Consider the following 12723-nt stretch of genomic DNA (forward strand, 5'->3'; position numbering starts at 1 on the left):
AGAAAACTAGAAAACTAGAAAACTAGAAAACTAGAAAACTAGTTTTCTGGTTTTTTTGGGCCTCCTGACAGTTGGGTCGCCAAGAAGCCTGTGCCTTTATCTTTCTTTGGACGTGATCTGCGCCAGCATTTCGATCCGCTTCAGAGCCTGTCCACTGTCGATGCTTTCAGCAGCCTGCGCTGCCCCATCTTTAAGGTTGGATGCCTTGTCCGCCACAACCAAAGCCGCCGCCGCATTCAGCAAAACCGCGTCGCGATAGGCGGATGTCTCACCTTGCAAAAGAGCGCGGAACGCCTTGGCGTTTTCCGCAGGCTCCCCCCCCATGATTGCTTCAAAGGGATGTTCCGGCAGGCCTGCTTCTTCGGGGTGGACCTCAAATTCACTCACCGCACCATTATCCAATGCTGCGACCCAGCTCACCCCGGCAATTGACAATTCGTCGGTGCCATCAGAGCCATGCACCAACCAGGCCTTCTCCGACCCGAGCAATCCGAGTGTTTCGGCCATGGGGCGGATGAGCTCACGGGAAAACGCGCCAGTCAGTTGCCGTTTGACACCCGCCGGGTTTGTGAGCGGCCCGAGAATATTGAAAATGGTACGTGTGCCCAGTTCGGCCCGCGTCGGCATCACATGGGCAATCGCTGGGTGGTGCATGGGGGCCATCATGAATGCAATACCTGCCTCGCGCAGGGCCTCTTCCACTACATCGGCCCCGACCATCACATTCACGCCCATTTCGGTCAGCGCATCAGCAGCGCCCGATTTGGACGAGAGGTTGCGATTGCCATGTTTGGCCACAGTCACACCCGCACCGGCCACCACAAAGGCGGTGGCGGTAGAGATGTTCAGGGTGCCTTTGCCATCGCCCCCGGTGCCGACGATGTCCATCGCCCCATCTGGCGCCTTCACCGGACGGCATTTGGCGCGCATCACAGCAGCGGCTGCGGCATATTCCTCGACCGTTTCGCCACGGGTGCGCAGTGCCATAAGAAACCCACCGATCTGGCTTGGCGTGGCTTCGCCCTCGAACAGGATGTCAAACGCCTCTTCCGCTTCCGAACGCGTCAGCGATCGGTCAGCAGCGGCAGCAATCAGCGGTTTGATGCGGTCACTCATGCGGCGTCCCCTTTGGCAAGAGGTTTCACATTTACCCCCGCGGTTTTCAGAAAATTGGCGAGCATGGCATGGCCATGCTCTGAGCGGATGCTTTCCGGGTGAAACTGCACCCCTTCGATCGGCAGCTCTTTATGGCGCAGACCCATGATCATGCCGTCTTCCAACCACGCGGTGATCTCGAGACATTCCGGGAGGCTTTCACGATCCACGATTAGCGAGTGGTAGCGGGTGGCTTCCAGCGGGCTGGGCAGTCCCTCGAACACGCCTTTGCCTGCGTGATGCATCGTGCCCATCTTGCCGTGAACAATCTCGCCCGCGCGCACCACCTTGCCGCCAAAGGCCTGACCGATGGTCTGATGGCCAAGACACACCCCCAATAGCGGCAGCTTGGCCTTGGCTGCAGCAGCGGTCAGCTCAAGGCAGATCCCTGCCTGATCCGGATCACACGGGCCGGGTGACAACAGGATCCCCTGCGGCTTTTTCGCCAGCACTTCGTCCACGCTCAGGGCGTCATTGCGCCAAACCTCGACCTCGGCCCCCATTTCGCCCAGATAATGGACAAGGTTGTAGGTAAAGCTGTCATAATTGTCGATCAGCAGGATCATCAGCTGGCCTTTCCACATTTGGCGGCGCAACGGGGGTTACGCTCGCATCCCATCCGGCTATACATGTTCCAGACCTGCCTCTCTGGTCAAGGGGGGCATCTGGACTGGATGAGGCAAGACGGTGAAAATTGCACAGAAGCTGTGCAGATCGTCTGGTGATGTTCGAGGAGAGCACGTATGTCACGAGGGTTTCTGTCAGGAGCGGCCGTAGGGGCCGTTGTCTCCGGTTTGGGGCTTGCGATTCTGTCGATCACGACCGAGCCACCGGAGAATATTTCGGGGCAGCTTGAAGTGATGCCGGCATCGGCAACTGAAACCCAACCTTTGCCCACCCCGCCTGAAACGGCGTCTCCGGAAGATAGCATCGTTGCGCCAGCTGACGCTGAAACAGATCCTGATCCTGTGGAGGATATCGCAACAGTGGAGGCTCCCGACGGGGAGGCAACCGACGCGGAAACAGCCGAAGCGGAGACAGGTGTCGAACCTGATCCCGCCCCGAGCATGGTAGATCCAAACGCCGATCCCGCGCCGCTGGTTGCACCGGACACCGCAGACACCGCACCTTCCTTGCCAGCCGCCGAAATCCAGAATGACGCGGGATCTTCTGAAGCTGCGCCCGTCGCACCGGAAATGACGGTGCTGGATCCGGCGCCAATTGAGCTTCCTGCCGGGCCCGCTGCATCCGTGGAAGAAAGCAGCCCAGAGACCATGCCGCCCGTTTCGGATCAATTGGCGCAGCTCCCACAGATCGAATCAATACCTGATCTGCCGACACCTACCGACCAGCCTGCCAATGGGGCAGCTATGCCAGAGGTTCCAATCGCGTCGCTGGACGCCCCTGATCCGCTTCCCGAGGTGGAGCAGGATGAGGTGTCCCCTCCCAGTCCAGATGTTTCAGTTGATGAGGGAAGCAAGGGTGCATCAGAGGTCGAAGCAGATCCGAACCCCACAGAGCGTTCTGGCATCAAAAGTGATCCCGTCGCTCCGATTGGGGATCTGGCCCCCAATGTGACCACAGACCGGTTGCCCAGCATCGGAAGTGACGAGGGGGAAGAGCAAGGCGACACCCAAACTGCTGAGATATCCACCGAGGTTACATCGCAATCTCCATTGGCTATTATCCGGAATTCTGTGCCCTTCACACCGGTAGAAGATCTGCCCACCCTTGCCATTCTCCTGAAGGATGAAGGTGGAGCTCAGACTGCACTTGGTGACCTGTCGGCATTGCCATTTCCAGTCACTTTTGTGGTTGAGGCCAATGCGCCAGATGCCGCAGAGGCCATCGCCCGCTACCGTGCTGCTGGGGCCGAAGTCGTTGTGGAAGCTGGGCTTCCTGCCAATTCCACTCCGGTCGATGCGGAAGTGAATTTTCAAGTCCAGTCAGACATTATGAATATGGGCAGCGCCGTGTTGATGGCAATTGACAGCGGGTTTCAGGAAAACTCTGATCTGGCCAAACAGATCGCTGCGATCCTTGTCGCTTCAGGCCATGGGCTGATCAGCCATCCGAAAGGGTTGAGCACCGGACACCGGTTGGCCCTAAAGGCGGGGGTGCCTGCTGGTGTGATCTTCCGTGATGTGGATGGGGCTGGCCAGAATGCCCGTGCCATTGGCCGCTTTATGGACAATGCGGCCTTCAAATCCCGTCAGAGCGGCGGAGGGGTGATCGTTTATGCCCGGGCTCGTCCGGAAACCCTACAGGCGCTAATCGCCTGGAGTTTGGGCAACCGTGCGGCGACGGTTACACTGGCGCCTGCGAGTGCGGTTTTGCTTGGTGATTGAGGAGAAAGGCACGTTGCCCACTCGCCGAGTGAACGCGCTTACCTGAGAACGTCCCTGCACGAAAAATCTCCTGCGTCACCCGCGCTGAGTGCCTGCGAGCTTTTGATGCGATGATTTGCGCCATGTGCCCTTTGACGATGTCGGGCCTGAGAATGTAGCCGCGAGCAGGACCCCTATACGTTTCAGGCAGAGACAGGACCAACGGTGCCCTGGAATGGTAAAGCCAGGTCTCGGTGGCACTGATCCTGTGCAAATGGCTCTGGTCCCCGGCAATCATGTGTCGGTTTTCAACAGGTAAGATATGCGGTCACGAGCGGCTGGTCAGATTTGACCGAAGCTCTACCATCGATTTTCCAAGACGGAAGGGGGCGGCAAAGCTAACGAGGCAAAGGGCAAGGATTTGCAGCACCAGAATATGGGCATTCTCCTGCAGGTATTTCCATTCCTCCTGTAACTTCCCAACTTGATCAATCAGAGTGTCATAACTTTGCGCAAGGACTTGGAAATCGCCAGCAATGGCTGGTTCGTCAGGGCGCAACGCGGTGACCGCTGCATCGGTCTCCATGTCCCGAGAGGCGAACACCAGAAATCGTTCAATGTCGAACGCATCCGCCTTGGCGACCATATCCTTCATATCCTGTCGCGCCCTTTGTGTGTGGTCGCTCACCAATAGGCTGAGGCCGGTCAGCGGCGCCACCTCTTGGGTTACTTCGATGAAAAGCGGCAATTCGGCATTGGTGGCGGTGGACGCGGAAAGGTATTCAATCTTTTCACAAAGGACGGCCACCTTCGGGGAAATTCCCTGATCGCAATAGCGCAGACGAAACCGCGCCGCATCCTGATCAAAATCAGAAGTTGCCGCATATGCGAGGTCGATCTGCCGGTCGAGTCGCGAACTGTCCGCGGTGTATAGTCCGGCGATGATCGCAACCAGTGCTCCCATGCCGCCAAGCACAACCCAGACCAGATCTGCGAGCAACCACGCTCTGTGACCCGGAGGTTTGCGAAACAGAAAAAGGGTGCCAATGCAGCCCAGCAGGAACAGGGACAGAAGCAGATGCAGCTGATAGGTGGTCACAAAACTCATGCGCGGAGTTTACGAGGGATCGGTGGTTGCACAACAGGGTTCCGCGAGGTGTGAGGGATTGTGATCTAGGCTGATCAACTGGTCAGGCTGACCCTGACGGGGGGCTGTGGTATGATAGTGGGGCAGGACCGAAGGGGCAGGGTGCTGGCGGAGATCTATCCTTTCTTCAAAAAAAAGGAGCTTCTCATGTCTTATTATTTGTTCCGCGGCAAATACAGCAATGCTGCATTGAAATCTCTTGTTGATAATCCCGAGGACCGGGAAAAAGCCGCAGGCGAGATGATTGCCGCGCTTGGGGGCAAGCTGCATCATTTGTTTTTCGCCTTTGGTGAAGACGACGTGATCGCCCTGATCGAGGCGCCAAGTGACGAGGTCATGGCGACCTGTGCGCTTGTCGTCGGGGCATCGGGCACCATGTCGGCAGGCTCGACCACCAAACTGATGACACAGGATGAGGCTATGGCGGCAATGAAAGCAGCTGGAGCTGCACGGGCGGCCTATCGTCCGGTTGGGGGGTAATCAAAGCCACATCAGGAAAAGGAGGGGGCGATGGCAAAGGGCTATCTGATTGCCAATATCCGTGTGCATGACGCCGAGGCGTTTGAGGAATTCAAACGCCTCTCCGGTGCAGCGATTGCGGATTATGGCGGCAAGATTTTGGCGCGCGATCCAGATGCGGATTATCGCGAGGGGGGCGCGCGTGGGTTGGTCACGTTGATCGAGTTTGAAAGCCCCGAAGTGGCTCAGGCGTTTTACGACAGCACGGCCTATTCAGCGGCACGGCGCGTGCGTGAAAAGATTTCGCAAACCGATCTTGTGCTGGTGACGGGATTGTAAGGGGCGCTGCCCCTCGCGCTTTGCGCTCACCCCGGGATATTTCATGGCAAGAGGAAGGGGTTACAATTTCATCTCGAAAAACAGGAGATGCCCGGCGGCGATTTCTGGCACGTCCTGATAAGGACCACGCGCTTTAAATCCCATGGAAAAATATAGTTTCTGGGCAGATTCCAGTGGCTTTGACGTGTCCATCAGGATGCGTTTGTACCCTGATGTGCGGGCCGTATCGATCAGGGATTTCATGATCGCATAACCCGCGCCCGTGCCCCGCGCGGCATCGGTAACGTAGACCCGTTTGATCTCAGCAGTGTCCGGGGCAAAGGGGTAATACATGCCGCAGCCTACAACCTCATCGCCATTCAGGGCCAAGCGTATGGCACCTGTGGGAGGAGCATGTTCCTGTTCAAGGTTTTCGATCAACTGCTGATATTTCTCAGCGGGGTAGACCGCGTCTACAATCTTGGCGTCAAAGGGGCTGAGGGCGCGCAGAAAGGCGTGATACTCCCAACAAAGACGCCGGACCGCATCAAGCTGGTCCGGCGTTTTCGGGTCTGTAATTTTCAACATGAAAAGCTCCTTTAAGTAGAGCTTACCACATCTGGATTTATTTCAGAATGCTGCGACCTGCGTATTCGGCAGTGGCGCCCAGCTGTTCCTCGATGCGGATCAACTGGTTGTATTTGGCGAGCCGGTCTGAACGTGCCAGCGAGCCGGTTTTGATCTGGCCGCAATTGGTGGCCACGGCGAGGTCAGCAATGGTCGCGTCTTCGGTTTCGCCCGAACGGTGCGACATCACGTTGGTGTAACGCGCGCGGTGGGCCATATCGACGGCCTTCAGCGTTTCGGACAGCGAGCCGATCTGGTTCACTTTCACCAGCATCGAATTGGCCGCACCCTTGCTGATCCCATCTGCCAGACGGGTCGGGTTGGTCACAAAGAGGTCGTCGCCGACCAGCTGCACCTTGTCGCCAATCGCCTTGGTGAGCGCTACCCAACCGTCCCAGTCATCTTCCGACATGCCATCTTCGATCGAGATGATTGGGTAATCGTCGCAGAGGGCGGCGAGGTAGTCAGCGTTCTCTTCCGAGGTCAGTTCCTTGCCTTCGCCCGACAGGACATATTTGCCACCCTTGTAATATTCGGTCGCGGCGCAATCGAGCGCGAGGTAGATCTCTTCGCCCGGCTTGTAGCCAGCCTTTTCAATCGACTTCATGATGAAATCGAGCGCGTCGCGGGTCGAGGCGATATTCGGAGCAAAGCCACCCTCGTCACCGATACCGGTCGAAAGACCCGCCGCCTGCAGCTCTTTCTTCAGGGTGTGGAACACTTCGGCGCCCATGCGCACAGCCTCACGGATGTTTTCCGCCGAGACCGGCATGATCATGAATTCCTGAATGTCGATTGGGTTGTCGGCATGTTCACCGCCATTGATGATGTTCATCATCGGCACCGGCAGAACGCGGGCAGAAGCACCACCTACGTAGCGGTAGAGCGGCAGGGCCGAGGCGTCGGCAGCGGCTTTGGCGACAGCGAGCGACACGCCGAGGATGGCGTTGGCACCCAGACGGCCTTTGTTCTCGGTGCCATCCAGTTCGATCATGGCAGCGTCAATGGCTTCCTGCTCGGTGGCATCGAAACCGATCAGGGTTTCGGCAATCTCGCCATTTACGGATTCAACAGCCGCCAGAACCCCTTTGCCCAGATAGCGCGACTTGTCGCCGTCACGTTTTTCGACGGCCTCATGCGCACCGGTCGAGGCACCCGACGGGACAGCGGCACGGCCCAGTGTGCCGTCTTCCAGAAGGACATCGACCTCTACGGTCGGGTTGCCGCGGCTGTCCAGGATCTCGCGGGCGAAAATATCGACGATGGTGCTCATGTTAGCGCTCCCAATAAGAAGAAAACTTCAGTTGAGGCTCTTTAACCCGTCAGGCCGCGTCGGGCAACCGGGCGCTTCGATTGTTAGCGCGAGCTTCTCTCAGAAACATGTAAATTCCGCTACTGATGATGATGAAAGCACCTAGATAGGTGAGCGCATCCGGGCGTTCTCCGAATATGATCATGCCGAGGATGATCGAGAAGATCAGCCGCGAATAGCGAAAGGGCATGATGATCGAGGTTTCGGCGATACGCATGGCCAGAACGATGGCGTAATACCCTGCGACACCAAACACCATCGCACCCAAAAGGATCCCCCATTGCGTGCCTTGCGGTATCACAAAAGGATCGGTGACAGGGATCATCAAAAGACCTGCGGGGATCAGGGAAAAGAAGCCGTAGAAGCTGACCGATGTTGACGGGATCGACGGATCTATCTGTCGTGTGATCAGATCCCGTAAGGCAATCCCGAAGACCGCCGCAATCGGGAAAAGCGCCGCCATGTCAAAATTGTCTGCCCCAGGGCGGATGATCAGAAGAACGCCGATGAAACCGACACCAATGGCTGTCCAGCGTCGCCAGCCAACTGTTTCGCCAAGAAAGAGCGCAGCGCCTGCGGTGATGGCAAGGGGGGTCGCCTGAAACACGGCAGCCACGGTTGAGATGGGGACCAGCGACAAAGCGGTGATGAAGAACATCGCCGAAACGCCTTCGGCGATTGCGCGCCAAACCATCATTGGGGACCGCATGTCGTGATGCACCAATGGCGCAAGACTACCTCGGGTCAAATAGGTGATCACTGCAAAGGCTATGGCCCCTCCTGATCCCAAAAACACCAATACTTCTGAGACCGGCAGACCGGATGAGCTTGATTTGATAAAGGCGTCCTCGAGCGCAAAAGCCGCCATGGAGAAGGTGACGAGGATGATTCCGCGGATATTTTGCATGTTCAGAACCCGATGATGTGCCGCGCGACAGAACCGGAATTTGTGTCCCAGAACAAGCCGGGAAGTGTGATGGATCTCATTCCGTTTGGTGATGGATCTGATTGGCCGCTGTGCCAGTTGCCTGGGAGATGGGCGATGCCCTTAGGGCTCAGGTCTTATCAAGCGGCACGCCGTAAAGCTCAAGCCGGTGATCCTTGAGCTTATAGCCCAATTTCTTGGCGATCTTTTCTTGCAATGCTTCGATCTCGGGGTCGACAAATTCGATCACCTTGCCGGTTGTCAGGTCGATCAGGTGGTCATGGTGATCGCGATCAGCACTTTCATAGCGAGCGCGCCCGTCGCCAAACTCGTTCTTGACCAGAATGCCAGCCTCTTCAAACAGCTTGACCGTGCGATAGACGGTGGCCAGCGAAATGCCGGAGTCGATTTCCGAGGCACGTGCATAAAGCTCTTCCACATCAGGGTGATCGCGATGGGCCGTCTGCAACACGCGGGCAATCACCCGGCGTTGCTCTGTCATGCGCAGGCCTTTTCCCTCGCATCGGGCAAGAATGGTTTTGTCTGACATGGTATTTGACATGATCGGTGAGCCTTACGATTCCTTTGGACATTTATGCCGTGAATTGTGGGGCGGGGGAACCGGGGGATTTGGCGTAGAGGAGGAGCACTTCCCAATTTCCCGTTACAGGAAGAGCGTCCCCTCCATTACTTTTACGGCTTTGCCGGTGACAGTGACCCGATCCTGATCTGCGGTGAGCGCGATGCGAGAGGGGCGCCCCATGTCGTCCCCCTGATGAACCGTGATTTCAACCCGGCGTCCAAGCGTTTTGCAAAGCAAAGCTGCGAGCGGGGCTGCCGCAGAACCGGTTGCAGGGTCTTCGGGAATGCCATCCAACGGTGCAAACATGCGGGCGTGGACAGTGTTTCCCTCGAGCACATAGGGGTAGACGGCAAAGTCATGGTTGCCCGGATACAGCGCCGCCCCTTCGCGCATTGCTTCAATGTCAGGGCAGAGCTTGGACAGGGTTTCCCGATTGTCCAATTGCGCATAGACAAAATCCCCACCAAGAGACGCCAACACCGGAACACTGCGCAGATTGCCGATCTCGCAGCCCATGGCATGGGCCACCAGTTCTGCCGCCGGGTGCCCTTTCACTTCAAGCGGATGTTCGGTGAAAAACGAAGCGCATCCTTCAGCCGCGCGGCAGGACAGCGGCCCGACACCCAGTTCCAGTACCATATCCTCGATACCATTTTCGTCTGCCATCATCACCGCAGTGCCAATGGTCGGGTGACCGGCGAAAGGCAGTTCCCGAGCAGGGGTGAAATAGCGCACGCGGGCAGTGTGGCCGGGATCCTTCGGTGGCAGGACAAAGCTCGTTTCCGAAAAGTTGAACTCTCGCGCGATGGTTTGCATCTGCGCATCGGTCAGGTCGCCCGCATCCGGAATGATCGCCAGTTGGTTTCCACCAAATGGCGTGTCGGTGAAAACGTCATAAACAAAATAGCGCATTACATCAGCTCCGGTTCGCGGCCAAGACGTGTGGCAAGTGGCGCCACGGTCAGACCCTGAATGATAATCGAGAACACCACAATGATATAGGTGGCGGTGAGGATCAGTGGTTTCCATGCGTTGTCGGGCAGGGACAGGGCCAGCGCCACCGAAATCCCGCCTTTGAGACCACCCCAGGTCATGATCGGGATCACGCCCCTTGAAAAGCTGCGGAAAGGTTTGAGGATCAGGACCGGCACCGCCACGGCCGCCAGGCGGGCAACAAGCGCCAAGGCGATGGCAAAGATCCCAGCCATAACCGCATCCCCGGTAAAGGCCACAGCAAAGACCTCAAAGCCAATCATCAGGAACAGGACCGCATTCAGGATCTCGTCGATCAGCTTCCAGAACGCATCCACGTAAAGGCGGGTTTCCTCGCTCATCCCGTGTTTTGCCCCAACATCGCCGATCAGAAGCCCCGCACAGACCGCCATGATCGGGGCTGAGAAATGCAAGGCAACCGCAAGTTCATAGCCACCAAACGCAAGGCCCAGCGTCAGCAGCACCTCCAGTGAATAATCATCAATTTGGCGCATGATCCGAAATGTGAGCCATCCAAGAGCAATCCCCAACAGGGCCCCGCCCACAGCCTCTTGCACAAACAGGATCGCCGCGGATTGCAAGCCCGGTTCGTGATGTGCATCACCCGAAGGAAATGCCAGCCCGACCAGCACGAGAAACACAACATAGCCCACCCCGTCATTGAACAGGCTTTCCCCTGCGATCTTGGTTTCCAGTGATTTCTGCAAGTTCGCTTCGCGCAAGACCCCCAGAACCGCCACCGGATCGGTCGGCGAGACCAGCGACCCGAACACCAAAGCGATCAGGAACGGCATTCCAGTGAGCCAACTAAACCCAACCCCGATAATGGTGGTGGATAAGGCCACCCCAATGGTCGCCATCAAAAGCACCACACGCCATTGCGCCCGCAGATCCGAAATTTTTACATGCAGCGCGCCCGCAAACAGCAACAGTCCCAACATCCCTTCCAAAAGCGCGTCCGAGAAATCAATACCGGTGACGGTCGTTCGTACTTGATCCGCAACCCCCAAACCCGGGGCAATCACGTCCAGCAACATGATCGCAATCGATGCCAGCAGCGACACCACCAGAATGCCGATTGCGGAAGGCAGTTTCAGAAAGAGATAGTTGATGGCCCCAAATACACCGGCCAGCACGATAAGAAGGGACGCAATTTGCAGAAATGTCATTTTGGGCTCCGGGCCTGATCAATATGAGCGAATGGCTCCCTCATAACATGATGGGTTTGCAACATAAATGGCTTGACGTGACCGCAGGAACCCTGTCCCTTCACCAGATGGATGACAAGCAGCATATGGATGGGGTGGGCGCGGCCTCTCTGGTTGGGGTCTTTGTGCTGCTGGCGGTCAATCAAGTTGTGATCAAACTCACCAACGAAGGTTTTCAACCCGTCTTTGGCGCGTCTTTGCGCAGCTTTGGCGCAATTGCGGTTCTGGCGCTGTGGATGGGGCTGCGCCGCGTGCCGTTTGAGTTCACCCGGGCCACTCTTGGGGCAGGCATTCTGATCGGCCTTGTTTTTTCGGTCGAGTTCATCTGCCTGTTTGTGGCACTGGATCTCACCACCGTGACCCGCGTTTCGATCATTTTCTACTCCATGCCGGTCTGGATGGCATTGGCGGCGCATTTCACCTTGCCAGGAGAACAGCTCAACCCGGTGAAATCCGGGGGGCTTTTGCTGGCCTTCTGTGGCGTGATCTGGGCGATCCTTGATCGCGGCTCTCTCGGAGGTGAGGTAAGCCTGTGGGGGGATCTGGCCGCGTTGGGCGCTGCGCTGGGCTGGATGGGGGTGTCGCTCTGCGCGCGGCTCACACCGCTTAGAACCCTCTCACCTGACATGCAGATATTCTGGCAAGTGCTTGTCTCGGCGCCGGTATTGTTGATCGCAGCCCCACTCTTCGGTCCATTGATCCGCGACCTGCAACCGGCCCACTACTGGGGCATTGCCTTCCAATCCGTGTTCATCGCGTCGGGCGTTTTCCTGTTCTGGTTCTGGCTTCTGAAACAGTACAAAGCGTCTTCGGTCGCCTCTTTCGCCTTTCTGTCGCCGATCTTTGGGGTGGCGATGGGATGGGCCTGGCTGGGCGAGCAGGTGACGGCCTCCGCGATAGGGGCGCTGGTCTTGGTTGCATTGGGGATCATTCTGATCAATCGCCGCTAACCACGTTCACAGAGATCCGTGCCCAGACCGGCAAGTGATCCGAAGCGATCCGGGTCAGGGGCGTCATCACCACATGCCCTTCCAAGATCTCGACACCCGGACTGATTATAAGCCGATCCAGCGCCGCCACGGGGCGCGAGGCGTGATAGCTTTTGCCAAAGTCGTGAATATCGAATTCCCGGTCCATTGGTTCAAAGCCGCGATGGTGGGACCATTCGTTGAAATCGCCTAGGATGACAGTGGGCAAGGTGCCCTGCTCAAGCGCCTCCGCCAATCTGCGCATCTGTTGATGGCGATAGCGACGCATCAACCCCAAATGACAGCCAACCACACGCAAACCACCGGCAATCTCAATTGAAACCGCTCCGCGCGGTTCTAGTCCGGGAAGTGAAATTCTCTCAGGGCGCGCCATCTTCACTCCGCGTCGTACCAGAATGGCATTGCCATGGCTGCCAAGCGAAACGCCATTGGCAGCCAATGGGGCCACCTCATAATCGCTCTCATCTTCGATCAGTTGAAAGGGCAGGGCAGCTTTGCGCTGCCCAAGCCTGCGGTCGGCTTCCTGCAGCACTACCACATCGGCGTCTGCCTGGCAGATGGCTTCCATGACCCGATGAGGGTCGCGCCGCCGATCCAATCCAATCGCCTTGCGTATATTATATGTCAAAAGCGACAGCTCCACAGGGCCGCCCCCTTCCTCTTGCCTGAAATATCCCGGG

Annotated in this window: 15 protein-coding genes; 4 read left to right on the forward strand and 11 right to left on the reverse strand. The window is 57.4% G+C overall.

The window, feature by feature from the left end; all coding sequences use genetic code 11:
• Nucleotides 1-96 precede the first annotated feature (96 nt).
• Nucleotides 97-1116 (reverse strand): anthranilate phosphoribosyltransferase, encoded by a 1020-nt coding sequence (gene trpD / locus O2N63_RS09300; protein WP_271053990.1) that lies wholly within the window; start codon nucleotides 1114-1116, stop codon nucleotides 97-99.
• A complete protein-coding gene (locus O2N63_RS09305; protein ID WP_271054212.1) occupies nucleotides 1113-1721 on the reverse strand; it encodes an anthranilate synthase component II in 609 nt (202 codons plus the stop codon). Before O2N63_RS09305 ends, trpD begins: the two co-directional genes overlap by 4 nt.
• 177 nt (nucleotides 1722-1898) lie before the next feature.
• Between O2N63_RS09305 and O2N63_RS09310 the strand changes: the two genes are divergently transcribed.
• Nucleotides 1899-3503 (forward strand): divergent polysaccharide deacetylase family protein, encoded by a 1605-nt coding sequence (locus O2N63_RS09310; RefSeq protein WP_271053991.1) that lies wholly within the window; start codon nucleotides 1899-1901, stop codon nucleotides 3501-3503.
• Here the strand turns inward: O2N63_RS09310 and O2N63_RS17560 are convergent.
• Nucleotides 3463-3780, reverse strand: a complete 318-nt coding sequence (locus O2N63_RS17560; RefSeq protein WP_408629800.1) for a cupin domain-containing protein — start codon at nucleotides 3778-3780, stop codon at nucleotides 3463-3465. The genes O2N63_RS09310 and O2N63_RS17560 overlap by 41 nt on opposite strands.
• A gap of 30 nt (nucleotides 3781-3810) precedes the next feature.
• A complete protein-coding gene (locus tag O2N63_RS09315; protein ID WP_271053992.1) occupies nucleotides 3811-4590 on the reverse strand; it encodes a hypothetical protein in 780 nt (259 codons plus the stop codon).
• A gap of 186 nt (nucleotides 4591-4776) precedes the next feature.
• Between O2N63_RS09315 and O2N63_RS09320 the strand changes: the two genes are divergently transcribed.
• Nucleotides 4777-5109 carry a GYD domain-containing protein gene (locus O2N63_RS09320; RefSeq protein ID WP_271053993.1) on the forward strand — a complete coding sequence of 111 codons (333 nt, stop codon included), beginning with the start codon at nucleotides 4777-4779 and terminating at the stop codon, nucleotides 5107-5109.
• A gap of 30 nt (nucleotides 5110-5139) precedes the next feature.
• Nucleotides 5140-5427: a DUF1330 domain-containing protein gene (locus O2N63_RS09325; RefSeq protein ID WP_271053994.1), complete on the forward strand. Its 288-nt coding sequence runs from the start codon at nucleotides 5140-5142 to the stop codon at nucleotides 5425-5427.
• 60 nt (nucleotides 5428-5487) lie between these two features.
• Here O2N63_RS09325 and O2N63_RS09330 read toward each other — a convergent pair whose 3' ends face one another.
• The 6 genes from O2N63_RS09330 to O2N63_RS09355 form a co-directional block, all read right to left on the reverse strand.
• Entirely contained in the window at nucleotides 5488-5994 is a 507-nt protein-coding gene (locus O2N63_RS09330) for a GNAT family N-acetyltransferase (protein ID WP_271053995.1), read from the reverse strand.
• A 37-nt stretch (nucleotides 5995-6031) separates the two neighbouring features.
• Nucleotides 6032-7306 (reverse strand): phosphopyruvate hydratase, encoded by a 1275-nt coding sequence (eno, locus tag O2N63_RS09335; protein ID WP_271053996.1) that lies wholly within the window; start codon nucleotides 7304-7306, stop codon nucleotides 6032-6034.
• A gap of 49 nt (nucleotides 7307-7355) precedes the next feature.
• On the reverse strand, nucleotides 7356-8252 hold the full coding sequence (locus tag O2N63_RS09340; protein WP_271053997.1) for a DMT family transporter: 897 nt from the start codon (nucleotides 8250-8252) through the stop codon (nucleotides 7356-7358).
• 148 nt (nucleotides 8253-8400) lie between these two features.
• Entirely contained in the window at nucleotides 8401-8820 is a 420-nt protein-coding gene (locus O2N63_RS09345; RefSeq protein WP_271053998.1) for a Fur family transcriptional regulator, read from the reverse strand.
• Nucleotides 8821-8934: 114 nt separating this feature from the next.
• Entirely contained in the window at nucleotides 8935-9765 is an 831-nt protein-coding gene (locus tag O2N63_RS09350; protein ID WP_271053999.1) for a PhzF family phenazine biosynthesis protein, read from the reverse strand.
• Nucleotides 9765-11015 carry a cation:proton antiporter gene (locus O2N63_RS09355; RefSeq protein ID WP_271054000.1) on the reverse strand — a complete coding sequence of 417 codons (1251 nt, stop codon included), beginning with the start codon at nucleotides 11013-11015 and terminating at the stop codon, nucleotides 9765-9767. The genes O2N63_RS09350 and O2N63_RS09355 overlap by 1 nt, the downstream gene beginning before the upstream one ends.
• A gap of 23 nt (nucleotides 11016-11038) precedes the next feature.
• On the opposite strand from O2N63_RS09355, the gene O2N63_RS09360 reads away from it, so the two are divergent.
• A complete protein-coding gene (locus O2N63_RS09360; RefSeq protein ID WP_333780731.1) occupies nucleotides 11039-12004 on the forward strand; it encodes a DMT family transporter in 966 nt (321 codons plus the stop codon).
• On the opposite strand, the gene O2N63_RS09365 is transcribed toward O2N63_RS09360, so the two are convergent.
• The gene (locus tag O2N63_RS09365; protein WP_271054001.1) at nucleotides 11991-12671 is read right to left on the reverse strand and encodes an endonuclease/exonuclease/phosphatase family protein; all 681 of its coding nucleotides are present in this window, start codon (nucleotides 12669-12671) and stop codon (nucleotides 11991-11993) included. The two genes, O2N63_RS09360 and O2N63_RS09365, sit on opposite strands and share 14 nt — an antisense overlap.
• Nucleotides 12672-12723: the final 52 nt, after the last annotated feature.

Source organism: Aliiroseovarius salicola (assembly GCF_027891095.1).
Classification (GTDB): Bacteria; Pseudomonadota; Alphaproteobacteria; order Rhodobacterales; family Rhodobacteraceae; genus Aliiroseovarius; species Aliiroseovarius salicola.